This window comes from Candidatus Didemnitutus sp. (assembly GCA_019634575.1).
Lineage (GTDB): Bacteria > Verrucomicrobiota > Verrucomicrobiia > Opitutales > Opitutaceae > Didemnitutus.
Window position 1 is genome coordinate 1467548 of sequence record JAHCAY010000001.1, and the last position, 24240, is coordinate 1491787.

The window sequence follows — 24240 nt, forward strand, 5'->3', positions numbered from 1 at the left end:
CCCCAATGCCCCTCGACCGACTCTACGACGCCAGTCTGCAGCACCTGCTCAAGCTGCTGCGCTGGCGCGTGTGGTTGCAGGAAAAACTGCAGCCCACCGAGTGGCAGGTGACCCTGCTCTGGGCGGCCGCCGCGGGCGTGCTTGGCGCGCTCTCCGCCCTCGCATTCACGAGCCTGACCGAGGGGACGCACCGCCTGCTCACCGGCTCGCGCGCGGGCATCGTCGAGTCGATGCGCCTGCTGCCGTGGTGGGCCGCGCTCGGCGTGCCCGTGCTCGGCGGCCTGATCACCGGGGCGATCCTCCGCGTCGGACAGAAATTGCTGCCGGGACAGAGCTCGACCGATTACATGGAAGCAATCTCGCTCGGCTCGGGTCGCCTGCCCGTGCGCGCGAGCCTGACGAAGATCGGCGCCGCGCTCTTCGCCATCGGGTCCGGTGCCTCCATCGGCCGCGAAGGCCCGCTCGTGCAACTCGCCGCGCTGCTCGCCTCGCTGATCGGCCGCTGGCGCCGCCTTCCGCCGCCGCGCGCCCGGCTGCTGATCGCCTGCGGCGGCGCGGCCGGCATTGCCTCCGCCTACAACGCGCCCATCGGCGGCTCGTTCTTCATCGCCGAAATCATCCTCGGGACCATCGCGATGGAAAACCTCGGGCCGCTCGTCGTGTCCGCCGTCGCCGCCGCGCTGACGTTGCGGACGCTGACGAATGCCGCGCAACTCTACGCCGTGCCCGCGTTTCACCTCGGCTCGCTCTGGGAAATCGGACCCTACGTGCTGCTCGGGTTGCTGACGGGATCGCTCGCGCCGCTGTTTCTTCGTTCACTGCGGAAAGCGGAATCGTTCTTCGTCGGCTTGCGGCTGCCGTTGGTTCTGCGTCTGGGGCTGGGTGGATTGCTGGTGGGACTCGTCGCCATGCGGATTCCGGAAGTGTGCGGCAACGGCTACACCGTCGTCGTCGACATCCTGAACGGCGAGATCGGTTGGGCGCTGCTCATCCTCGTGCTGGCCTGCAAGTGGCTCGCCACCGCGGCCTCGTTCGGGTCGGGCGCGCCGGGCGGCGTCTTCACGCCGTCGCTCTTCATGGGCGCGAGCGGCGGCTTTCTCTTCGGCACGGCGGTGCACGCGCTCTGGCCGGCCGCCGCCGTCGATCCACGTGCGTTCGCGCTGGTCGGCATGGGAGCCTTCCTTGGTGCCGTCTGCCACGCGCCCCTGATGGCGATCATCATGCTCTTCGAGATGACGCTGACCTACGACATCGTGCTGCCGCTGATGCTTTGCACCGTGATCGCCTACTACACCGCGAAAGGCCTCTGGAATCACTCGCTCTACAGCGAATCGCTCCAGCGCAAAGCGGCCGAGCAACCGGCGGCGGACACCTTGGACGGACACGCCGTGGAGACTTTCATGCGGACCGATCCGCCGAGCATCCGCCACGACGCACCGTTCTCGGACATCGCGCGGCTTTTTCTCTCCGAGCGGGTCAACTATCTCTACGTCGTCACGGCGGAGCGGAAATTTCTCGGCGTCGTCGCGCTGCACGACATCAAGCCCTTCCTCAGCGAACCGGCGATGGCGCACGTCGTCATCGCGAGCGACATCCTGCACGACGATTTTCCCCGCGTGCGCATCGATGAATCGCTCGGGCAGGCGCTGAGTCGCTTCCTCGGCGTGCGGGCGGAACGTCTGCCGGTGCTGGCGGGCGACGGCCGCCTGGTCGGCAGCCTGGCGAAGAGCGACCTGTTGCTCGCCCTCGTCGAACTGCAAAAACATCCCCGCGCCGGCGCGCCGTCCTTGAGCGGCGTCGCGGCGAGCCAGCCGATCGCGAGCGAACCCGCGTCCAGCCGCGAGGCGCGCTTGGCGGCGGTCCGCGCCTGAAATCGCCCTCGAAGCCGTGCGGCCTCAGTGCGCCGTGCCGCCGCTTTTCGCCCGCCGGGCGCTCGACCAGCGCGCGCGGGGCAGGTGCATGATCTCCGCCGGCGCGCGCCGGGCGCGCAGCAGCTCCAGCATCGTGCTCATCGCGGGATCGATGTGTCGGTAGAATTTCCGATAGCCGGCGCAAAGGTAGTTCAGCCCCGGCTCACCCTCCGGCGTCTGGAGGAAACGGTGTTTCGGGCACTCGCCGTGACAGGCGAACCGCACCGTGCAATCGCGGCAGTATTTCGGCAACGTGGCCGACTTCGCCTCGCCGAAGGCGCGCTGCGCCGGCGAGTCAACCATGGACGCGAGCGACTCGTTGAGCAGGTTGCCGAGACGGTAGCGCGGGTAGACGTAGTGATCGCAGCTGTAGATGTCGCCGTTGTGCTCGATCGCGAGCGCGCCGCCGCATTTCTCCGAGTAGACGCAGACGCCGGCCGGCTCGCCCGCCCAGTTCGCCAGCGCCGCGTCGAATTGCTGCACGAACACCCGACCCACGTCGCGTTGGATCCATTCGTCGAAGATCCGGCAGAGAAAGTCCCCGTAGTCGCCCGGCCGCACGCTCCAGGGCATGACGTGCTCGTCGTAGTTCTCCATCCCGGGGTGATCCGGCGGCGGCGCGAGCCAGAGTCCTTCCGGGGCACCGGCCTTCGGCGCCGTCCGTTCGACGATCGGGATGAACTGGATGTAGCCCGAGCCGATTTCGCGGAGGAAGCGATAGACGAGCACCGGAAACGGCGAGTTCCGCCGGTGCACCGTGGTCAGCGTGTTGAACTCAACGCCGTGTTTCTTGAGCACGCCCAGACCTGCCATCACCGCGTCGAAGGTCGGTCGCTGACCCTTGTCGACGCGGTAAGCGTCGTGCAGTTCGCGCGGCCCGTCGATGCTGATGCCGACCAAAAACTGGTTCTCGGCGAGGAACTCGCCCCAGACGTCATCGAGCAGCGTGCCGTTGGTCTGCAGCGCGTTTTCGATTTTCCGTCCGTCAGCGTAGCGGCGCTGCAACGCGACGACCTCGCGGAAGAAATCCACGCCGAGCAACGTGGGCTCGCCGCCCTGCCAGGCGAAGTTCACGACCGGCACCGGCTGCGCTGCGATGTAGTCGCGGATGTAGGCCTCAAGCACCGCGGGCGACATGCGGAAATTTTTCGCCGCCGGGTAGAGATGCGTCTTCTCCAGATAGAAGCAGTATTCGCAACCGAGGTTGCAAAGCGCGCCGCCCGGCTTCGCCAGCAGGTGGAACGGGCGCTGGGCAGGCGACGCGGTCAGGCGGCTCGGCGTTGGCATCGGCTAATCCTTCACCGCGGCCGCCGGCCTTGCGCAATCGGAAACGCTTTCGCCTACGCCCCGCAGGTCGGACGTTTGTCCGCGGCACTGCCGCAAAATCGCCCGACGGCGACGCGCGCCGATCATCCACAAACGACCGAAACGCAGCCGCCCGTCCGTGGCCGAACGACAACTTGAAAGGGTGTAAAGCATACGGAGGAAAAGGATGAACCGACGAGCAGCCGCGGACCGGTCCGGGGCGCCTCATCGAGCCCGCCAGTGTGCCGGGAGAGCCGGAACCAGCCCATGAGAACCTCCTCCAAACATCCGCGACCTTTTGCCGACACGGCACACGCGAAGTCGCGAACCACGAGGGCAGCGAATATCTCATTCACAATGAGGTCGTGATGCCCCCGGGTCGCACCAGCGCGCGGCTCGACGCGACGGAAGGGGCCTCGGAGATTGAGGAATGGCCCGGAAGTGGGCTGGCCCAGAAAAGCAAAACCCCCAGCAACTTCTGCAAGCTACTGGGGGAAAGTGGCTGCCCGGGCTGGGATCGAACCAGCGACCAAGTGATTAACAGTCACCTGCTCTGCCACTGAGCTACCGGGCAACGTGGCTCCTTCTTGCGAAGGAACGGCCAAAAAGGGCCCCGGCTTTAGCGTTGTCAACACTCCACTTTGCCCGCGACGCGTCATGCGCCCGCCACCCGGCCCAAAACAAAAGCGCGCCCTCGCGGACGCGCTTCGAAATCCTGCCAAGCAAACGCCGGCTTACTTGCCAAAATAGGCCTCGTCGAACGTCGGCTTCGCGTCCTCGACCAGCTTCTTGCTCTCGGCCTGCAGCTTCGCGGTGCGCTCGGCACGCTCGAGCGTGACCTTCGCCTCCTCGAACGGCGTGACGCCGCGCTCGTCGACCTTGAGGAAATGATAGCCGTATTGCGTGCGGATGACCGGGCTGAGCTTGCCGACCTCGGTCGTAAACGCCGCCTGCTCGAACTCCGGCACCATCTGGCCGCGGCCGAATTCGCCGAGGAGACCGCCGGTCGCGCCGGAGCCGACGTCGTCGGAGTCGGCCTTCGCGACGTCCTCGAACTTCGCCTCGCCCTTTTCGATCTTGGCGCGGAGTTCCTCGGCCTTGGCCTTCGCCTGCTCCTCGGTGAGCTCCGGCTTGCCCGGCTGCGCGGCGGGGCTGCCCTTGAACGCGATCAACACGTGGCGCGCCTTCGCCTTCTCGAACTCGCCCTTGCGCGCCTCGTAGGTCTTCTTCAGCTCCTCGTCGGAAACCTGCACGGCTTCCTGCATCTTCTTCAGCTGCGCGGAAGCCACGATCTGGTCGCGGAGGCTGTTCAACTGCGCGACGACTTCCGGATCCTTGTCGAGACCAGCCTGGAGACCGGCGGCGGAGAGCAGCTTCATGCGCAGGAAATCCTCCGCGAACTGCTTCTTGCCCGGCCCGAGCGCGTATTCCTGGTATTGCTGCGGCAGGCCCTTGACCGCCTCCTCGAACTCGGCGCGCTTCACGCTGATGCCGGCGGCGGAAATCACGACCGCATCGGGCGCGATGACCGGCGCGGGAGCGGCGGCGGGCGCGGCGGCCGGAGCCGGCGCGGCGTTATTCTGGGCGAAAACCGAACCCGCGACGAGCGCGGTGGCAGAAACGAGCACAGCGAATTTCTTCATGGAAAAGGCCGGACGTTGCACGGATGCCCGCCCGGCGTCGAGCGCAGAGACACCACCGGCGCGGGACGGTTGCATGGTTTCACCGCGCCGCCGGCCACCTTTCGTCTTCGTCCCTCACCCTTTGCCATCGATCCGGGCCGCCATGCCGGCGGGGGGATGCCTCCGGGGCACAAGCCGCCCGCGCGCGTCGTCGGCCGGCGGCGCACGGGAAATTTTGAAGGACTTCGGCTCAGGGCGGTGTTATGGCTGGGGAGCGCGGTTTGCGCCCGTCGCCATGCCCGATTCCCCCCCAGATCCTCTCGATCCCCTGCTGGAGCGCTGGGGCCGTCCCCCACGCTTTGCACCGCTCCTTCCGGCCTTGCGCCAACGTCTCCACGGTCGCGCGGCCGAGCCGGAAAACCTCTTCGCGCGTCCGGCCTTCGCCGCGATGTTCGTCGCCGCCTGCGTGCTGCTCGGACTGTTCCTCGCGGAGGTCCGCGTGTCGCGCGCGCGGCACGATCGCGACGCCCAGCTGTTGGAAAGCTATCGCCGCCTCATCGATCCGCTCGTGACCGCGGCACCGGCGCCAGCGAGAGGAGACCGGACGTGAAATCCGCCTTCATCCTTCTGCTCGGTTTGCTGGCCGGGATCGCCGCCCACGTCGGCTGGTTCACGTGGCGGAACGCGTCGGAGACACGCGCCAACGACGTCGTCGCGTGGATGAAAACCGACCTCCAGCTCACCGACGAACAATTCGCCCGCATCCGGGCGCTGCATGATCGCTCCGGGCCGCAGTTGCGCGAACTCGCCGCCCAGGCGGCGCAGATGCGCGCGGAGTTCGAGACCTTCGAGCGCGTGCGCCGCACGGAAGGCCGGGTCGATTTCATCGCCTTCGCCCGCTGCCTCGAAATCTGGCGGCACATCGACCGCGACTGGTCGGCTGCGACCCGCCAGCTGGTCGATTCCACCGCGGGCGAACTCACGCCCGAGCAACGCGCGCGCTACCTCACGCGCCTGACCCCGGATCCGGTGCGCACCGTCAACTAGCGCACGCCCGCGTGCCCGCCGACTCCGCCGCCGATCGCGCCGATCTCCTCGCCCTGCAACAAGGCGACACCGCCGCGCTCGAACGCCTCGTCGCACGCTGGGAGCAGCCGTTGACCGCCTTCGCCTGGCGCTACCTGCGCAACGCGACCGACGCGCGCGAGCTGGCGCTCGAGACCTTCGTCCGCCTGCACGAGAAACGCGCGACGCTGCGCCCGGACACGAATCTGAGCGCGTGGCTCTTCACCACGCTCACGAATCTCTGCCACAACCGCCATCGCTGGTGGCGTCGTCATCCGTCCACCAGTCTCGACGCGAGCGCGGGCGGAGAGCTGATCCCGTTTGCCGACGCAGCGCCGGCGCCCGACGCGAACCTCGAGCAAAGCGAGGCGCTCGCCGCGCTCGATGCCGCCATCGCCGGTTTGCCGCACGATCTGCGCACGACGCTGCTGCTGCACCATTTCGAGCGGCTTTCGTATCGCGAGATCGCCGGCATCGTCGGTTGCAGCGAACGCGGAGTCGAAACCCGCCTCTACCGTGCGCGCCAGGCCCTGCGAGCGGCGCTGCGCGCCGGCGAGCCGTTCGCCTCCGCGCGCTGAGCGCTCGGGATTTTCCCCGCAAAAAGAAGAGCCGACCCGCGTGGGCCGGCTCGTTTCGTCGCGCTGCGGCGCGCTCAGGGAGTGAAGTGGAATTCCTGGCTGGCGCGGACGAGGACCGGATCGCCGTGACGGAGCGGTGGGGCGAATTGCCACTGGCGGACGGCCTCCATGGCGGCAGCGGCGAGCTCGGCCGGCGCATCCGGCTGCGCGAGCGGCACGCGCACGCGTCCGGTTTCGTCGATGAAGAAGTCGACGCGCACCTGGCCGCGCAACCGCGCCGCGAGCTCCGTCGGATAGAACGGCATCACCGTCTTTTGCGGCACCGGGATCGCATCGAGATCGCGCAGCGTGTAGGGGTGGAACGCGTAGGTCGGACCGAGCAGCGCTTCGAAGCGCTGGCTGAGATAGGTGTTGTTATCGAGAGTTACGACGCAGCCGACGCCTTCGATGGTGAACTCGAGCGCCGTCTGCGCGGCGACGGGCTTGCCGTCGAGCAACGCGGGCTCGAAGCGCCATTGGCGCACGGCTTCGCGCACCACGCGGCCGAACGAGCGGTGCGTGTAGGCGGTGATGAGCACGTCCTCGACCTTGCCGGTCGCGTCGATGTCGATGAGGCAATGCACCGTGCCGCGCGTGAGACCTTCGAGCGTCACCTCGGTGGGGAACACCGGATCGATGCGCTCCTTGATGCGCAAGCCCCGCACCTCGGCGAAGGCGGGCGTGAGCAGCGCGAGGAAGGTGGCGAGGAAAAGCGGGGAGGTTTTCATGGGGAAAAGCGTTCACCTGCCATAACACCGGCGCGCGCTCCAACCCTTCACGAAGCGCGCGGCGCCCGCGACGGATTTCGGTTTCAGTCGCCGCGCGCCGTGCCGATGAGAGGGCATGGCCTCGCCTTACCCCAACCTCCGCCATGCCCAATATGCCAGCGCGCTGGGCGTGGTCGGTCCGCGACGTGACGTGCGCTGGGGGAAGTTCCTGTTTTCACCGCCTGAGCTGGTGAATCCGAACGCGATCTTCGATCCGCAGCCGTTCCGCGCGCAACCGCCGACCGCCGCGCTCAAACGCACCCGGACCTGACCCGCGCCCAAGCGATTCTCGCCCTGCGCCAGCGGCATTCGTCCGCTGGTTTTTTTGCGTCTGTGGTCGGAACGATTTCGCGGCCCGCAGACAACGCAGGCGCACCGCGAGAGGTTGTGACAGGGCCTTTGGGACCGCCGACGACGACCAAGATCATTTCGCCAAGCCGGCGCGATTGACCCGCCGAAAACAAAAAAGCGGAGACGCAGGCGTCTCCGCTCGAGGCAGTCAAAATGGGAAAGATCAGTCGATGAAGTGCGACTCCGAAACCGGGGCCTTCGCGGCCGGCGCGGCGCTGTGCAGGCGCGGGCTGACGATCGCGGCCGTTTCGGTCGGCGCGGGCGCGGCGGCCTTGGCGGCGGGCTTGGCCTTCGCTTTCGCGCTGGAGGCGGCCAGGATCTGGCGCTGCGCTTCGCCGTGCACCATGTGCATGAGCTCCTCGACGGCCGCGCGGACTTGCGCGGACTGGCCCTGGAGTTCCTCGGCGGAGCTGGCGGATTGCTGCGCGAGTGCGGCGTTGGCCTGCGTGATCTGGTCCATGCCGGCGACGGCTTGGTTGAGCTGGCCGATGCCCTCGCTCTGCTCGTGCGAAGCTTGGGCGATGGAGCCGACCATCTCGTCGAGCTGACGGATCTTCTGGACGATGGAGTCGAGGCTGGCGGCGACCTGGCTGCTGATCTGCGCGCCTTGCTCGCTCTTGGAGGAGGCGTCCGCGATCTTGGCGGCGGTCTCCTTGGCGGCTTGCGCGGAACGCTGGGCGAGGTTGCGGACTTCCTCGGCAACGACGGCGAATCCGGCGCCGGCCTCGCCGGCGCGGGCGGCTTCGACCGCGGCGTTGAGCGCGAGGATGTTCGTCTGGAAGGCGATCTCGTCGATCGTCTTGATGATCTTGGAAATTTCGGAGGACGACGACTGGATGGCACCCATGGCGGAGCGCATGGCGGCCATGTCACGGGTGCCAGCGTCGGCGGTGGCACGCGCCTCGGCGGCGAGGCCTTTGGCGGATTGCGCGCCCTCGGAGTTGCGCTGGGTCATGCTCGCCATCTCGTGCAACGAGGCGCTGCTTTCCTCGAGCGAGGCGGCCTGGCGGCTGGCGCCGTCGGACATCTGCGTGGAGACCTCGGCGACTTTGAGCGCGGCAGTGTGGGTCTGCGCGGACTCGGCGGCGAGCTGGTCGGCGATGATGGAAATCGGGCGGGTGATGCTGCGGATGACAAACCACGCGGCGAGGATGCCGCCGATGCAGCCCGCCGCGGTGAAGGTGAGGACCTGGATTTCGTTGCGTCGCTGTTCGGTGCGCATGCGATCCTCGAGCGAGGCCTGGAATTCGGCGACGGAGTCCTTCACGCGGACGAGGGCCGCGGTGAACTGCGGGGCGATCTTGTTGAGCTGCTCGGTGATCAGCTTGTTGCGGTCCTGCTTGTCGGCGATGATCTCGTCGAGGGCGGCGGAATAGGCGCCGGCGGCGATGGCGAGGGATTTGAGGAGCGCGTCCTTGGTCTCGTCCTTCAGGGAGGCGTCGAGTTTAACGAGTTCTTCCTGGTCGTGCTGCATCTTCACGATGGAGTCGGCGACGGAGGCGATGCTCTTCTTGGCGGCCTGCGCGTAGTCGAGGCGCGAGGTGAGCATGAAGGAATTGGCGAGGCTGGAGCTCTCGAAGTAGGCCTTGAGGGCGTTGGAGACCTTGAAGGCGCCGTTCATGTCGCCGTTGTTCTTGGCGTCGCCGAGGACCTTCTGGAGGCCGGCGGCGATCTCCTCGCCGCGCGGGGTGAACTGCTCCGCGACGACGGTGTCGAGCTTGCCGGTGGTGGCGACGATCTTCTGGAAGGCGTCGTCGTATTTCACGAGCAGGCCGGAAGCCTCGGCGAGCTGGGCGGAGCGAGCCGGATCGTTGATGATCTTGGCCGCCGCGGCCATCTCCTGATCGAGCTTCTGTTTGGCCGTCTTGTAGGTCTGGGCGTGCGCGGCGTCGGAGATGGCGAGGTATTCGTTGACCTGCAGCTTGACCTCGATCATCGCGGCGGCGAGGCCGGCGGCGGTGTTGGTCTCGCGGGCGCTGCCGGCGTATTCGGTGAGCTTGCGGCCCGAGGCACCAAGGGCGATCCACGCTACGACGGCGATCGCGCCCAGGAGCACGAAGACGAGGGTGAAACCGAGCGCGATGCGACGCCCGATGGTGAGAGTGCGGGAGGACGACATGACAGGAACAGGTAGTTTTTTTCGGGGACGGTCGGGACGACGGCAGACGGACAGTCGCTCAGTCGTCGCTGATGCTGAATTGGATCGGGATGCTGACCTTGAGCGCGATGGGCGCGCCGGCCTTTTTGGCGGGCTTGAACTTCCATTTGCGCAGGGCGTCGAGCGCCGGCTGAACGAACGCGTCGTTCGACGCCTTCTCGACCTGCGGCTCGGTGACGTTGCCCTTTTCGTCGATCGTGCATTTGATGGTGACGACGCCACCGGTGCCTTCACGGCGCATCTCGGGCGGGAACTTGGGGGGAACCATGCGCACAGGCACGGGGGCTTCGAGGCCTTCATCCGCCATCACCGGCAAGGAGCCGAACACGAGGGCGGCCGACAAAAGAAACAGGGATTTGGCTTTCATGACTGCATCGGGCTAAATCGGACGGAGGCGGAAAACCTTAATCGTGATTTGCGCACTCGGGCGGAAAAACTCGGCTAATGGCGACCATGCGTCCGGCTTAGGCAGCCGGCCGGCGCAAAACGCGCGCATAAATGTTGCCCGTTTCCGGCCGAAGCCCAACGGTGCAGACCTGTGCCTGTCCGCGACTTGAAGCTCAGCCGCATCGCCCGCAACGCCGCTTGGTCCGCCTGCGCGCTGGGTGCGCTGGGGCTCATCGGCGGCGTGGTGCATATCGAACTCCTGCGGCGCCTCTGGCCGCAGGGTCGCCCGATGAGCCTGAATACCGCCGTCAGCCTGATCGTCGGCGGTGCCGCCCTGCTGCTGTTGCAACAGCACGACAAGGGCACGCTGCGCCGCCTCGCCGGGCAAGCGCTCGCGGCGGTCCTCGTCGTGGTGGCCGGCGGAGCGACGCTGGCCTCGACCCTCGGGATCGACTTCCGCGAGTTCGGCGCACCGTTCGACGCCGTGTTCGCGGCGTCCCCAAGCAGCCGCCTCGTCGTCAACACGGCTCTCCCGCTCTTCCTCGCCGGCCTCGGCTTGCTCGCTCTGGCCCACGAGCGCCGGCACTGGTTCGGCATCTCGAACTGGCTGGGCCTCGCGGTCTCCAGCTTCGCCATCCTGTCGCTCGGCGGTGAGATCGCCGGCCCGTTCGAGGGACCGATCGCGGTGGCCAGCTCGCTGGGCCTGCTCCTGCTCGGTGTCGCCATCGTCTGCGCGCGGCTCACCGGCGAAGTCATCCCGGTGTTTTCGCGGGGCAATCCGCTGGGGTATTTCTCGCTCGTGCTGCTGTGCATCGGCCTCGTGGTGCCGCTGTTCATGTTCATTCTGGGCTCGTGGTGGCTTGCGCCGCTCGGCTCGGAGGCGCGGGACACCGGCCTGCTGCTGAACGTGGGCTACAGCGTGGTCATCTTCGGCGTGCTGACTTTCACGCTCCGCCGGATGGACACGATCGATCAGCGCCGCCTCGATGCCGAGACATCGCGCGACTTGCTCACCGCCCGCCTGCAACAGCAGGCCGCCAACCTCGAGGTCCTCGTCGGCGAGCGCACGCAGGAGCTCCAGAAAACCACGGAACGCCTCGATCTCGCGCTGCGCGCCGGCAGCTTCGGCGTGTGGGACTGGGATCTCGTCAACAAACGCGTTTACTGGGACCACCATCAGTGCGCGCTCTACGGCTACACGCCGGCGCAGTTCGACGGCACCAGCGGCGCGTGGCTGGCCCGCATCCACTCCGAGGACCGCGAGCAGGTGCAGGAGGAAATCGGCCGCGCTCTCGCCGCGGACGAAGGCTTCGAGAATCAATTCCGCATCGTGCTGCCCGACGGCGGCGAGCGCCACATCCAGACGCTCGGCGTGCTGCGCCGCGACAGCAGCGGCCGCGTGACCCGCGTCGTCGGCATCGACCGCGACGTGACCGAGGAACACGCCCGCGCCCGCGAACTCGCCTCGCTCAACGACCGGCTCAGCCTCGCGATCAAGGCGACCGGCTACGGCGTGTGGGAGATGGACCTCGCGACGCGCCGGATGATTTGGGACGACCGCATGCTCGAGATTTACGGCATCGAGCGCAGCGCGTTCAGCGGTGCCGTGCAGGAATGGCATGATCGGGTGCTCCCCGAGGACGCCGACCAGGACGACCACGCGATCGCCGACGCCATCGCCGGCAAGACCCCGATCTATCAGAATCAATTTCGCCTCCGCCGCCCCGACGGGTCGCTGCGCCACATCGAAGCGCTCGGCATCATCCAACGCGGCCGCGACGGCGCGCCGCTGCGCCTCGTCGGCCTCGACCGCGACATCACCGAAGCCAAGGAGCTGCGCGAGGAACTCCGCATTTCCCAGGAACGCTGGCAACTCGCCCTCACCGGCACGAATGACGGCGTGTGGGACTGGGACCTCGCGAGCGGTCTGATCTATCGCGACGCACGTTTCGCCGGCATGATCGGCTACCGCACCGACGAACTGCCCGCGCGCCACGTCTGGGTCGAGATCGGCCACGCCGACGACGTCGCGCACGCCGAGCAAGCCATGGCCGACCACCTCGCCGGTCGCACGCCGATCTATCAGGCCGAGTATCGCATCCGCCACAAGGACGGCCACTGGGTGTGGATTCTCGGCCGCGGCAAAGTCGTCGCGCGCGACGCCAACGGTGCCCCCACCCGCGTCGTCGGCACGCACACCGACATCACGCAGCGCAAGGAGCTCGAGGAACGCCTGCGCCACGGCGAGGAAATGTCCCTGCAACTCTCGCGACTCGCGCACATCGGCGCGTGGGAGTGGGACCTCAACACCGCGCGCCTCACTTGGTCGCCCGAGATGTTCCGCATTCACGAAGTCGAGCTCGGCTACGAGCCCACGCTGGAGAAGACTCTCTCGTTCTACCCGCCCGAGGCCCGCCACACGCTCACCGAGGCGATGGAGAACGCCGTCCGCGCCGGCAGCGGCTTCGACCTCGAGCTGCCTTTCGTCAACGCCCGCGGCCACAAGCTCTGGGTCCGCGTGCTCGGCCGCGCACAACTCAAGGACGGACGCGCCACGCGCCTCTACGGCGCCTTCCAGGACATCACCGGCCGCCGCGACGCCGAGGAAATGCGCCGCCAGCTCGAAGGCCAGCTGTTCCAGGCCCAGAAGATGGAAACACTCGGCACCCTCGCCGGCGGCATCGCCCACGACTTCAACAACCTCCTCACCGGCATCCTCGGTTACCAGGATCTCGCCCTCGACACACTGCCCGAGAACGATCCCGCCCGCAACTACCTCGGCGCCGCCCGCGACGCCTCGTTGCGCGCCCGCGAGCTCATCGACCAGATCCTCACCTTCAGCCGTCAGGCCGACAGCGAGAAGGTCCCTGTCAATCTCGTGCAAGTGGTCGAGGACGCCCGCCGCTTCCTCCGCGCCACCGTGCCGGCAACGATCCGCATCGAAGTCGACACCGCCGCGCCCTGCGGCCGCGTGCTCGCCGACGCGACGCAGATCCACCAAGTCCTGCTCAACCTCGGCTCGAACTCCGCTCATGCGATGCGCGCCGCCGGCGGCACGATGCGCTTGGCTCTGCGGCAGGAGGATCTCGACTCCGAGACTGCCGGCGCTCTCAACAACCTGCCGCCCGGCCCCTACGCCCGCATCGACTTCGCCGATACCGGCCACGGCATGGACGAAGAGACCCGCAAGCGCATCTTCGACCCGTTCTTCACCACCAAGGAAGTCGGCCAAGGCACCGGCCTCGGCCTCTCCGTCGTGCACGGCATCATCCAGGCGCACCGCGGCGCCATCACGGTCGAGAGCGCGCCCGGCAAAGGCGCGACCTTCTCGCTCTTCCTGCCTATCGCGCAACAACCCACCGTCGAATCCAGTGCGCCGATGGACCTCGTGCCGCGCGGCAACGGCGAACTCATCGCCGTCGTCGACGACGAAGACATCGTCCGCAGCTTCGCCCAAATGGCGCTGGAGAAAAACGGCTACCGCGTCGCGTCCTTCGACTCGCCGGCGCAATGCCTGGAAGTCGTCCGGCGCAACGCCAACGACTACTCCGTGTTGCTCACCGACCAGACGATGCCGGTGATGAAAGGCATCGAGCTCGCCGCCGAAATCCGCACCTTCGCGCCGCAACTGCCCGTCGTCATCATGTCCGGCTACTTCTCGCGCATCTCGCCCGAGAAGCTCGCCCAGATCGGCCACGTCGCGCTGCTCTCGAAACCCTTCACGAACGACGAGCTCGCCCGCACGATGCACCGCGCGATCACCGGCGAGCCGGCGAAAACCTAACGTTTGTCGGCCAATTCGCGAAAAATATGTCGCCGCACATGGAGAGATACGAAGAAGCGCGCGTAAATGCGATGGCGGTCTTGGTCGCGCTTATCGAGGGGAAGACCGACACGATTCTCGCCGCTCGAAAACTGAGCTCGTTGCGACGTGCGTTGGCCGGCAATGAGTTCGACGACGACTGGCGCACCTTTACCTGTATTGACTCAGAAACTGACCACCTGCCCGTGGGTGAAGAAAGAAAGCAGTGGGCTGCAGATGCGCTGGCCGCAAAGGACGTCGAAATACAACACACAGAAGACAGGTATCGCGATCCTGCGCTTGCTGCGGCGTGCAACCTACTTCGACGCTACCGAGAGCCGACCCAAAGCCGCTGATAACGGCATCAACCCTGCAACGAATGGCGCACGCTGCGGCACCTCATTCGGATCACGCAAAAAGCGCCGCACCCAAAACCGCCTCGGAGGCAAACAAAAGCGCCCGGTCTCCCGAGGGGAAACCGGGCGTCTGAAAGTGGAGCCAACAACTGGACTTGAACCAGCGACCCGCGCTTTACGAAAGCGCTGCTCTACCAACTGAGCTATGTTGGCGAAAGAACGAGAGGCCGATTTCGCGGAGCGGCGCCGCCACTGGCAAGCACGTTTTTGTTCCGGGTCGCGCGCGAGGCGAACTTCCCGCTTTTCCGTCCGGGCCGCCTCTTTCAGACACAAAAAAACCGGGCCCTCCGCCCGGTTGCGGTGACTGAGTGGGTGCGAAATTTCTCTGGCGGCGGCGCACCGCTTGCGGTGCGCCGAGTTTTAACGGGAGCGCGGGTTACAGGCAGGCGCCGGCGCGGGCAAGAATCTCGTCGCGGCGCTGGCGGGCGATCTCGAGGTCTTTCGTCTCGAGCGACATCCGAACGCGCGACTTGGTGAGCGGCGTCGGGTGCACGGTGTAGTGCACATACCACGTTCCGTTGTTGTTCCAGAGGTGGTGGTTCGGGTTCGACTCGCGGACGCGCACCGAGGTGCGAGGGAACGCGAGCGAGGGATCGACGGCGGCGACCGAGCGACGAATGGCGTCGCGCGGGGCTTCCATCGTGCCGTTGGGAGCGGCACCGACCTCGGAGCTGTAGCGGTTGGTTGTAGCGATCATGGGAAACAGGAAGGGAATCAGTTCCGCGCGGCGGCGAGGCGCGCACGGATGGCCGCGCCCATTTGCGCGGTCGTGAGCGGCTGGGTCGCGCCGAGGTCACCGGTGAGCTGGCCGGCGCTGATCGTCGCGGAGACGGCGGCCTCGACGGCCTTGGCCTCGGCTTCGAGGCCGAGCGAGTGGCGGAGCAGCATCGCGGCGGAAAGGATCGTGCCGGTGGGATTGGCGATGCCTTTGCCGGCGATGTCGGGCGCGGAGCCGTGGATCGGCTCGTAGAGGCCGATGCGGCCTTCGCCGAGCGAGGCGCTGGGGCACATGCCGAGCGAGCCGGCGAGCACGGCGGCCTCGTCGGTGAGGATGTCGCCGAACATGTTTTCGGTGACGATCACGTCGAACGACGGAGCGTGCGTGATCAGGCGCATGGCGCAGGAGTCGACGAGCTGGTGCTCCAGCTTCACATCGGGGAACTCTTTCGCGACCTCGATCGCCACCTTGCGCCAGAGCCGGGAGGACTCGAGCACGTTGGCCTTGTCGACCGAGGTGACGAGCTTGCGGCGCTGCTGCGCGAGTTGGAAGGCGAGTTTCACGATGCGTCGAATCTCGGCTTCGGTGTAGACGAGCGTGTCCACGGCGCGCTCGCCGTCGGGCGTCTGCTCGCGTCCCTTAGGAGTTCCGAAATAGAGTCCACCGGTGAGTTCGCGAACGACGATGAAGTCGACTCCGGCCACGCGCTCGGGCTTGAGCGGGGAAAGTTTGGCGAGCGCGGGATGCGGGCTGATGGGCCGGAGATTGGCGTAAAGTCCGAGCGCCTTGCGGATCGCGAGGAGGCCCTGTTCGGGGCGGACTTTGGCCTGTGGGTCGTCCCATTTAGGTCCACCAACGGCGCCGAGCAGAACAGCATCCGCGCGACGACAGCCCTGAAGCGTTTCGTCCGGAAGTGCAGTGCCGTGGCGATCGATCGCGCAGCCGCCCAGAAGGTGCTCGGTGAATTCGAATTGGTGACCATAGTGACTCGCCACATCGGAAAGCAGAAGCCGTGCCTCGTGGACGACTTCGGGACCGATACCGTCCCCGGGGGTGAGTGCGATGGATGCCTTCATTGATGCTGAGTATTTTGCACGGGAAATAACGGCCGCGCGCCGCGTGGATTGGGATTTGCTGACCAACCGTTTTTTACACGGCGGCCGGCGTTTGGGTGGAAACAGGAGAGAGTCCGAACTCGTAACCATCGGCCAGCGCGAGCCATGTGGCTTCGAGGATGTTCGGGCCCGCGCCGACTGTGCTCCAACGGGCGTCGCCGTTGTGCCAGTCGATCAACACGCGCGTGATGGCCGCGGTGCCGGAACCGGTGTTCAGGATGCGGACCTTGTAGTCCGCGAGGTGGATGCCCTTCACGACCGGAAAATGCGGCTCGAGCGCCTTGCGGAGTGCGCGGTCGAAGGCGTGCACCGGGCCGTCGCCGCTGGCGGCGGTGTGCACCTCGTCGGCTTCGACCTGCAGCTTGATCGTCGCGTCGGCGAAACGCTTCTCGTCGTGCCGCGTGACCATCACGCGGTAATCGACGAGCTTGAACGGCGCGGCGTAGTCCGGCGCGCGGCGACGCACCAACAGCGCGACGCTCGCCTCGGCGGCCTCGAACGAGAAACCCTCGTTCTCGAGCGCCTTGATGTCTTCGACGACCTTCGCGCCGGTCTGCGGGTCGAGGCCGGAAACGCCGAAGTGCTCGGCCTTCGACACGAGATTGGCGCGACCGGAGAGTTCGCTGACGACGACACGCATCTCGTTGCCGACTTTCGCCGGGTCGATGTGCTGATACGCGTCCGGGTGACGGAGCATCGCCGAGACGTGCACGCCGGCCTTGTGGGCGAACGCGCTGTGCCCGACGTAGGCCATGTGCTCGTTGAGCGAGAGGTTCGCGACCTCGGCGACGAAGTGCGCGACGTCGTAGAGGCGCGCCAAGGCACCAGCGGGCAGCGCGCGCACGCCGAGTTTCAATTCGAGATTCGGCACCACGATGCAGAGGTTCGCGTTGCCGCAGCGTTCGCCGAAACCGTTGATCGTGCCTTGCACGTGCGCGGCGCCCGCGCGGACGCCCGCGACGGTGTTGGCCACGGCGCAACCGGTGTCGTCGTGCGTGTGCATGCCGATGCGTTGCGCCGGACCGAAGCGCGCGCGGACGGCGCGAACTGTGTCCTCGACCTGCCACGGGAGATGGCCGCCGTTTGTGTCGCACAGCGTCAGCGTCTCCGCCCCGCCCTTCTGCGCGGCAGCGAGGGTCTGGAGCGCGTAGTCGGGATTCGCGTCGAACGCGTCGAAGAAGTGCTCGGCGTCGTAGATCACGCGCTTCCCCTGTCCACGCAGGTAAGCGACGGTGTCCTCGATCATGCGCAGGTTTTCATCGAGTGTCGTGCGCAGCACTTCCTCGACCTGCATGACGGACGACTTGCCGAAGATGCAGCAAACCTCCGTGCCCGCCGCGACGAGCGCCTGGACGCTCGGATCCTCAGCGGGCGCAATATTCGCGCGACGCGTGGCGCCGAACGCGACGATCTTCGCGGTTTTCCATGTGCGCGTGCGCGCGGCGTCGAAGAACGCGGCGTCCTTCGGGTTCGAGCCGGGCCAGCCGCCCTCGATGAAGGTGACGCCGAGGTCGTCGAGCTTCTCGGCAATGCGAATCTTGTCCTCGAGCGAATACGAGATGCCCTCGGTCTGGGCACCGTCGCGCAGCGTGGTGTCGAAAACTTCGACAGAAGCGGGGAGGACGGAGGTGGACATGATGGAAAAGTTAGAGACAGGACGGGCGTCGACCGCCGAAGACGGCGAGTTCATGAATTTTGAAGAAGCAATCGACCTCTTCGAAGCCCGCGGCACGCAGCCACGAACACTGCGCCTCGACCGGCGCGAGGATATTGGCCGCCTTGTCGGGTCGGCGGTGGAATTCATCCGCGATTTGCGCACGAGAGCGACCGGTGCCGCGCACGGATTCGGCGGCAAAAGCATGATCGATGAAATGCGCCTCGAAGATCGCCGTCGTCACCGACGCCGTCGGCGCCACGTGCTCGACATTCACGAACCACCCACCCGGGCGCAACAGCGCGAATAGCTCCGCGTAGAGGCTGCGTTTGCGAGAGTCCGGTTGATGGTGGATGGAATAGCCCGAAACCACGGCATCGAACGGCGCAAACATCTCCACCTCAGCCCGCCACGCGGATGTGGCGTAGTCGGCGAGCGCAAACTCCAGGCCATCCTTCTGCGACGCGAGCATTTCGCGCGCACGTCGGAGCATGGGCTCCGAAAAATCCACCAACACGCCACGGCTCGCCGGGAAACGCGCCCGCATGGCTGCGCCAAGCACACCATCGCCGCATCCGAGATCGAGAAAAGTTCCCACGCGCTCGCAACCCGCGGCGAGCACGTCGAGCATGACACCGATCTGCGCCTCGCCGAATGGTATCGCTTGTCGCCGCGATAGATAGTCGGCGACAACCTGATTTTCTTTCCAAACTTCCGCGACGGCGCACATGGGCATCAATGCGCGGCTTCGGCCGGGACGCTGGATTTTTGCGCGTGCACCGGGGCGGCGTTCTGGCGCGAGAGCACGAGATTGACGGCGGCGAGATACGCTTTCGCGCTCGCGACGATGATGTCGGTGTCCGCACCGTGGCCGTGCGCGGAACGCTGGTCGTCGTGCTTCACGCGGACGGAGACCTCGCCGAGCGCGTCGATGCCCTCGGTGACGGCGTTGACGACGAACTCGACCAACTCGACCGGCGTGCCGACGATCGTGGCGATCGCCTTGTAGGATGCGTCGACCGGGCCGGTGCCGACGGCGGCATGCACGTGCAGTTTGCCGTCGGGGCCTTTGAGGCGGACGGTCGCGGTCGGGAGACCCGTGGTGCCGCAAGCGACTTGGAGATCCTCGAGAGTCCAGAGTTCGGGCGCTTGCGTGCGCTCGTCGCTGGCGAGCGCGATGAGGTCGGCGTCGTGCACCGATTTCTTGCGGTCCGCGAGTTTCTTGAACTCGGCGAACGCACGCGCGAGCGCTTCGCCTTCGAGCGGATAACCGAGTTCGGCGAGGCGCTTCGAGACGGCGTTGCGGCCGGAGTGTTTGCCGAGCACGAGCGTCGTCTGCGTCGCGCCGACGTCCTCGGGGCGCATGATCTCGTAGGTCTGCGCGTTCTTGATCATGCCGTCTTGGTGGATGCCGGACTCGTGCGCGAAAGCGTTGGCGCCGACGATGGCCTTGTTCGGCGGAACCGGATAGCTCGTGACGCGCGAGATGAGCTTCGAGGCGCGGCAGAGCTGCTTCGAATCGATGCCGGTCTCGAGGCCGACTTTTTCGCCGCGCGTCTTGATCGCCATGACGAGTTCCTCGAGCGAGGCGTTGCCCGCGCGCTCGCCGATGCCGTTGAGCGTGACTTCCGCCTGGCGCGCGCCGGCGCGGAGACCCGCGAGCGTGTTGGCGACGGCGAGGCCGAGGTCGTCGTGGCAATGCGTGGAAATGATCACGTCCGTCGCGCCCGGCGTGTTGGCGATGACGCCGGCGATCATCGCGCCGTATTCGTCGGGCATGGTGTAGCCGACCGTGTCGGGGATGTTGAGCGTGGTCGCGCCGGCCTTGATGACGGCTTCGAGCACCTCGTAGAGAAATTTCGGATCGCTGCGGCCGGCGTCCTCGGGCGAGAACTCGACGTCCGGGCAGAGCGAGCGCGCGAACGTCACCATCTCGACCGCGCGCGCCACGACTTCGGGGCGCGTCATGCGGAGCTTGTGCTGCAGGTGAATGTCACTCGTCGCGAGAAACGTGTGGATGCGCGGGCGCTTGGCGCCTTTGACGCCTTCCCAGGCGGTGGCGATGTCGTTGCGCGTGCAGCGCGCGAGACCGCAGATGATCGGCGGCTCGGCTTGCGGGCGGCCTTCAACGGGCGTCTGGCCGACTTCGGCGGCGATGGCCTGCACGGCCGCGAGATCGTCGGGCGACGCCGCGGGGAAACCGGCCTCAATCACGTCCACACCAAGTCGCGCCAGCGTGCGGGCAACTTCAAGCTTCTCGCTCGAAGTCATGGAGGCGCCGGGAGCTTGCTCACCGTCGCGCAGGCTGGTGTCGAAAATGCGGACGTAATTCGAGGACATGGTGGGATCGGGTTGGGAGAAACGAAAAACGCAGCGGTTATCGCTGCGTATGGGGGCGCGGATCGCGCGGAGTGGAGAAGAGCGGATTGACGAAGACGAACGAGTCGGGAACGCCGGCCGCGGATGGACGCGTTGCGGGTTCGGCGGCGGGGCGCTGGGCGCGCGAATCGGCGTGGGCGTCGTTCGGCGAGAACAGATCCGTCACACGGAAAGCGTCTTCACGACGCGAGGAGGAGGAGGCGTTGTTCATGATTATTCGGGTGAGAGGAAAGTGGCGGGCGGCCGCGAGCGACCGCCCGCCAGGGGTAACACAACACCAAATCGGTTATTTCGAGATCACGACGGGGTTGAGGAACGGCATCATCGCGCGGAGCTGCACGCCGACCTTCTCGATCGGCTGGCTGCGCTCCTTCTTGCGGAATGCGTTCATCGTCTTGCGGCCGTGTTTTTCGTTTTCGGCCATGAAGCGTTTGGCGAACTTGCCGCTCTGGATGTCGGCGAGGATGCGCTTCATTTCCTTCTGCGTCTCCTTCGTGACGACGCGCGGGCCGCTCTGGTAATCGCCCCACTCCGCCGTGTCGGAGACGGAGTAGCGCATGTAGTTCAAGCCGCCGCGATACATGAGGTCGACGATGAGCTTCAGCTCGTGGAGGCACTCGAAGTAGGCGATCTCCGGCTGGTAGCCGGCGTCGACGAGCGTCTTGAAGCCAGCCTTCACCAGTTCGGAGCAACCGCCGCAGAGCACGGCCTGTTCACCGAACAAGTCGGTCTCGGTCTCCTCGGTGAACGTCGTCTCGAGCACGCCGGCGCGGGTGCAGCCGATGCCGCGCGCGTAGGACAGCGCGAGCGCCTTGGCCTTGCCGGAAGCGTCTTGATGAACCGCGTAGAGTCCGGGGACGCCGCCGCCCTCCTGGAACACTTCACGCACGCGGTGGCCGGGGCTCTTCGGAGCGACCATGCACACGTCGACATCGGCCGGCGGCTTGATGCCGCCGAAGCGGATGTTGAAGCCGTGGGCGAAGAACAGCGCCTTGCCCTTGGTGAGGCTCGGGGCGACCGACTCGCGGTAGACGCGCGCGGCGACGTGGTCGGGCACGAGCATCATGATCACGTCGGCCCATTTCGCGACGGCTTCGACGGTGTCGACCTTGAGGCCGGCCTTCTTGGCTTTCGGGCGGGACTTGGAGTCCTTCGCGAGGCCGACGCGCACGTCGACGCCGCTGTCGCGGAGATTGAGCGCGTGGGCGTGGCCTTGGGAGCCGTAGCCGACGATCGCAACTTTGCGGGCGCGGATCAGCGAGAGGTCCGCCTGCTTGTCATAGTAGATTTTAGCCATGGTTGTTGAAAAGTTGGGAGTGGAGAGATGAGGGTTGAGAGAAACAGGAAGCGTTAGCGCGCGACTTCCGTCGTGAAGTGCGAGTCGCCGAAGAAATCGTAGTCCGCCGCGACGGGTGCAGCGTCGACGGCGGACGATTCTTCGAAGAACTCGTTCAACGACGGAGCGCGGTCGTCGGTGGCGGCGTTTTTCATACGGACATGGAAATGCCAGCGTGACTGTGATCGTCGGCCGCGGCGCCGCTGCGCACTTCGGCGCGCACGAGCGGCGGGTTGGCGGTGAGCTTGTCGTGGCCGCGAGCCATCGAGACGGAGCCGGTGCGAACGAGTTCGAGGATGCCGTAGGGACGGAGCACCATCTCGAACTTGCCGATTTTTTCCGGCGTGCCGGTGACTTCGATGACGAGCGATTCCTCGTCCACGTCGACGACGCGGGCGCGGAACATGTCGACGAACTCGAGCACCTGCGAACGCGTGGCGGCGGTGACCTTGACCTTCACGAGGCCGAGCTCGCGGTTGAGCGCGGGCTTGTGCGTGAGATCGTCGACGCGGAGCACGTTGACCAACTTGTAGAGGTTGGCCTCGACGATGCGCGCGCCGGCGTCGGTGGCGTCGACCACGACGGTGAGGCGCGAGACGCCGGCCTGCTCGGTGCGGCCGACGGTGAGGGAATCGATGTTGAAGTTGCGGCGGCGGAACAGCGAGGCGACGCGGTTCAGCACACCGGGCACGTCCTCGACGTAGGCGATGAGAGTGTGTTTGGGCATGGCGGGATTTTCCTCGGGTTAGCGGCGCTTCGATTTGCCGGCTTTCGCGACGGGCGCGGTGCGAGCGGATTTTTTCTTCAACGACGGCGCGGGTTTGCGCTTCGCGGCGGGAACGGAGGCGGCCTTCGACGGGCCTCCGGTGAGCGCGAGCTCGGAGACGGCGGCGCTCTCGCCGTTCGGCATCTGCCACTCCTTGTCCGCGCCGGACTCGGCGAGGATTTCGCGCTTGGGGCGGCGGATCATGGCGTCGAGGTCGGCGCCGGCGGGCACCATGGGGAACACGGCGTCCTCCTGCTCGACCACGAAGTCGACGACCGTCGTGCGCTTGTCGGCGAGCGTCGCTTTCACGGTGGCGTTGACCTCGGCACGCTTGTCGCAGCGCAGACCGTTGAGGCGGTAGGCTTCGGCGAGTTTGACGAAGTCCGGACCGGTCATCGGTGTGGCGGCGTAGCGCTTCTCGTAGAAAAACTCCTGCCACTGGCGCACCATGCCGAGGAAGGCGTTATTGATGATCGCGACGTTGACCTTGATGCCTTCCTGCTCGGCGGTGGCCAGTTCGCACGACGTCATCTGGAAGCCGCCGTCGCCGACGACCACCCACACGTCTTTTTCCGGGCAGGCGAACTTGGCGCCGATGGCCGCGGGGAGCGCGAAGCCCATCGTGCCGAGGCCGCCGGAGGTGATGAGCGAGCGCGGCTTCTCGTGGCGATAATACTGCGCTTCCCACATCTGGTGCTGGCCGACGTCGGTGACGACGATCGTCTCGCGATCCTTCGTGGCGCGCCAGAGATCGTTGATCACGTGTGCGGCGTAGAGGTGGCCGTTGTCGGGGAGCGCCTGGATGTCGCGGACGGCGGAGTCGCCCTTCATCTCGGCGATCTTGGCCCACCACTCGCCGCGATCGGAGGTGCGGACCTTCGGGAGGAGTTCCTCGAGCACTTCGCGGAGATCGCCGATGAGCGGCACGTCGACGTGGACGTTCTTGTTCACCTCGGACGGATCGATCTCGACGTGGATCTTTTTCGCGTGCGGCGCGTAGGTCTTGAGGTTGCCGGTGACGCGATCGTCGAAGCGCATGCCGAGCGCGATGAGCAGGTCGGCTTGTTGGATGGCCTGATTGACCCACGCCTCGCCGTGCATGCCCATCATGCCGAGGTTGAACGGCGACGACGCCGGCACGACGCCGAGACCGAGCAGCGTGACCGCGATCGGGATGCGCGCGGTGTCGGCGAGTTCGAGCACTTGCGCGGTGGCGCCGGAGAGCTTGATGCCCTGGCCCGCGAGGATGACGGGGCGCTTGGCGGAATTGATCAGCTCGAGCGCACGCTCGTATTCGCTCGGGAGCGCGCGGAGACTCGGGCGATAACCCGGGAGCTTGGGTGCGGCGGCTTCCCAATCGAACTCAGCGGTGAGCTGCTGCGCGTCCTTCGTGATGTCGACGAGCACGGGACCGGGGCGACCGCTCTTCGCGATGTAGAAAGCCTCGCGGATGACGCGCGCAATGTCGGCGGTTTTGGTAACGAGGTAATTGTGCTTGGTGACCGGCAGCGTGACGCCGGTGACGTCGGTCTCCTGGAACGCGTCGGTGCCGAGCGCACGCGAACCGACCTGGCCGGTGATGCACACGATCGGGGACGAGTCCATCATCGCGGTGGCGATGCCGGTGACCATGTTGGTGGCGCCGGGGCCCGACGTCGCGATGGCGACGCCGACCTTGCCGCTGGCGCGCGCATAGCCGTCGGCCATGTGCGTGGCGCCCTGCTCGTGGCGCGTGAGGACGTGATGAATCTGCGGATACTTCGTCATCGCGTCGTAGGTCGGGAGGATCGCGCCGCCCGGGTAACCGAACACGACATCCACGCCTTCGCGGATGAGGCATTCCCAGATGATTTCTGCGCCGGTGAGTTTCAT

The 24240-nt window shown here is 66.5% G+C and carries 22 protein-coding genes and 2 tRNA genes; 7 read left to right on the forward strand and 17 right to left on the reverse strand.

Annotated elements, in window-relative coordinates:
- The first annotated feature begins 5 nt into the window (after positions 1-5).
- On the forward strand, positions 6-1871 hold the full coding sequence (locus KF715_06210; GenBank protein MBX3736260.1) for a ClcB-like voltage-gated chloride channel protein: 1866 nt from the start codon (positions 6-8) through the stop codon (positions 1869-1871).
- 24 nt (positions 1872-1895) lie between these two features.
- Here the strand turns inward: KF715_06210 and KF715_06215 are convergent, their stop codons facing one another.
- From KF715_06215 to KF715_06225, 3 genes are all read right to left on the reverse strand, one after another.
- Positions 1896-3197: an anaerobic sulfatase-maturation protein gene (locus KF715_06215; GenBank protein ID MBX3736261.1), complete on the reverse strand. Its 1302-nt coding sequence runs from the start codon at positions 3195-3197 to the stop codon at positions 1896-1898.
- Between the two features lie 517 nt (positions 3198-3714).
- Positions 3715-3789, reverse strand: a tRNA-Asn gene (locus KF715_06220).
- Positions 3790-3949: 160 nt separating this feature from the next.
- Positions 3950-4858, reverse strand: coding sequence for a peptidylprolyl isomerase (locus KF715_06225; GenBank protein MBX3736262.1), 909 nt, complete (start codon positions 4856-4858; stop codon positions 3950-3952).
- A 358-nt stretch (positions 4859-5216) separates the two neighbouring features.
- On the opposite strand from KF715_06225, the gene KF715_06230 reads away from it, so the two are divergent.
- Genes KF715_06230 through KF715_06240 form a run of 3 tightly spaced genes read left to right on the forward strand, consistent with a single transcriptional unit; the run spans position 5217 to position 6480 of the window.
- The gene (locus KF715_06230) at positions 5217-5447 is read left to right on the forward strand and encodes a hypothetical protein (GenBank protein ID MBX3736263.1); all 231 of its coding nucleotides are present in this window, start codon (positions 5217-5219) and stop codon (positions 5445-5447) included.
- Positions 5444-5884 (forward strand): hypothetical protein, encoded by a 441-nt coding sequence (locus KF715_06235; protein MBX3736264.1) that lies wholly within the window; start codon positions 5444-5446, stop codon positions 5882-5884. Before KF715_06230 ends, KF715_06235 begins: the two co-directional genes overlap by 4 nt.
- A gap of 11 nt (positions 5885-5895) precedes the next feature.
- On the forward strand, positions 5896-6480 hold the full coding sequence (locus tag KF715_06240) for an RNA polymerase sigma factor (protein ID MBX3736265.1): 585 nt from the start codon (positions 5896-5898) through the stop codon (positions 6478-6480).
- A 74-nt stretch (positions 6481-6554) separates the two neighbouring features.
- Here the strand turns inward: KF715_06240 and KF715_06245 are convergent, their stop codons facing one another.
- A complete protein-coding gene (locus KF715_06245) occupies positions 6555-7247 on the reverse strand; it encodes a TonB family protein (GenBank protein MBX3736266.1) in 693 nt (230 codons plus the stop codon).
- Positions 7248-7362: 115 nt separating this feature from the next.
- Here KF715_06245 and KF715_06250 point away from each other — a divergent pair, with 115 nt between their 5' ends.
- A complete protein-coding gene (locus KF715_06250) occupies positions 7363-7557 on the forward strand; it encodes a hypothetical protein (protein ID MBX3736267.1) in 195 nt (64 codons plus the stop codon).
- 243 nt (positions 7558-7800) lie between these two features.
- Here the strand turns inward: KF715_06250 and KF715_06255 are convergent, their stop codons facing one another.
- Positions 7801-9756, reverse strand: a complete 1956-nt coding sequence (locus KF715_06255; protein ID MBX3736268.1) for a hypothetical protein — start codon at positions 9754-9756, stop codon at positions 7801-7803.
- A 58-nt stretch (positions 9757-9814) separates the two neighbouring features.
- Positions 9815-10162, reverse strand: coding sequence for an energy transducer TonB (locus KF715_06260; protein MBX3736269.1), 348 nt, complete (start codon positions 10160-10162; stop codon positions 9815-9817).
- Between the two features lie 171 nt (positions 10163-10333).
- Here KF715_06260 and KF715_06265 point away from each other — a divergent pair, with 171 nt between their 5' ends.
- A complete protein-coding gene (locus KF715_06265; protein MBX3736270.1) occupies positions 10334-13966 on the forward strand; it encodes a PAS domain-containing protein in 3633 nt (1210 codons plus the stop codon).
- A gap of 38 nt (positions 13967-14004) precedes the next feature.
- Entirely contained in the window at positions 14005-14340 is a 336-nt protein-coding gene (locus KF715_06270) for a hypothetical protein (GenBank protein MBX3736271.1), read from the forward strand.
- A gap of 137 nt (positions 14341-14477) precedes the next feature.
- On the opposite strand, the gene KF715_06275 is transcribed toward KF715_06270, so the two are convergent.
- From KF715_06275 to ilvB, 11 genes are all read right to left on the reverse strand, one after another.
- Positions 14478-14553: transfer RNA gene (locus KF715_06275), tRNA-Thr, on the reverse strand.
- 223 nt (positions 14554-14776) lie between these two features.
- Positions 14777-15097 carry a hypothetical protein gene (locus tag KF715_06280; protein ID MBX3736272.1) on the reverse strand — a complete coding sequence of 107 codons (321 nt, stop codon included), beginning with the start codon at positions 15095-15097 and terminating at the stop codon, positions 14777-14779.
- 17 nt (positions 15098-15114) lie between these two features.
- Complete coding sequence (gene leuB / locus KF715_06285; GenBank protein MBX3736273.1) at positions 15115-16194, reverse strand: 3-isopropylmalate dehydrogenase; 1080 nt, start codon at positions 16192-16194, stop codon at positions 15115-15117.
- A gap of 73 nt (positions 16195-16267) precedes the next feature.
- Entirely contained in the window at positions 16268-17869 is a 1602-nt protein-coding gene (gene cimA, locus KF715_06290) for a citramalate synthase (protein MBX3736274.1), read from the reverse strand.
- A 10-nt stretch (positions 17870-17879) separates the two neighbouring features.
- Positions 17880-18617, reverse strand: coding sequence for a class I SAM-dependent methyltransferase (locus tag KF715_06295; GenBank protein ID MBX3736275.1), 738 nt, complete (start codon positions 18615-18617; stop codon positions 17880-17882).
- A gap of 5 nt (positions 18618-18622) precedes the next feature.
- The gene (locus KF715_06300; GenBank protein MBX3736276.1) at positions 18623-20227 is read right to left on the reverse strand and encodes a 2-isopropylmalate synthase; all 1605 of its coding nucleotides are present in this window, start codon (positions 20225-20227) and stop codon (positions 18623-18625) included.
- Positions 20228-20264: 37 nt separating this feature from the next.
- Entirely contained in the window at positions 20265-20477 is a 213-nt protein-coding gene (locus tag KF715_06305; GenBank protein ID MBX3736277.1) for a hypothetical protein, read from the reverse strand.
- Between the two features lie 75 nt (positions 20478-20552).
- Positions 20553-21563: a ketol-acid reductoisomerase gene (ilvC, locus tag KF715_06310; protein ID MBX3736278.1), complete on the reverse strand. Its 1011-nt coding sequence runs from the start codon at positions 21561-21563 to the stop codon at positions 20553-20555.
- 53 nt (positions 21564-21616) lie between these two features.
- Entirely contained in the window at positions 21617-21757 is a 141-nt protein-coding gene (locus KF715_06315; protein MBX3736279.1) for a hypothetical protein, read from the reverse strand.
- Positions 21754-22329 carry an acetolactate synthase small subunit gene (gene ilvN / locus KF715_06320; GenBank protein MBX3736280.1) on the reverse strand — a complete coding sequence of 192 codons (576 nt, stop codon included), beginning with the start codon at positions 22327-22329 and terminating at the stop codon, positions 21754-21756. The genes KF715_06315 and ilvN overlap by 4 nt, the downstream gene beginning before the upstream one ends.
- An 18-nt stretch (positions 22330-22347) precedes the next feature.
- Positions 22348-24240, reverse strand: coding sequence for a biosynthetic-type acetolactate synthase large subunit (gene ilvB, locus KF715_06325; protein ID MBX3736281.1), 1893 nt, complete (start codon positions 24238-24240; stop codon positions 22348-22350).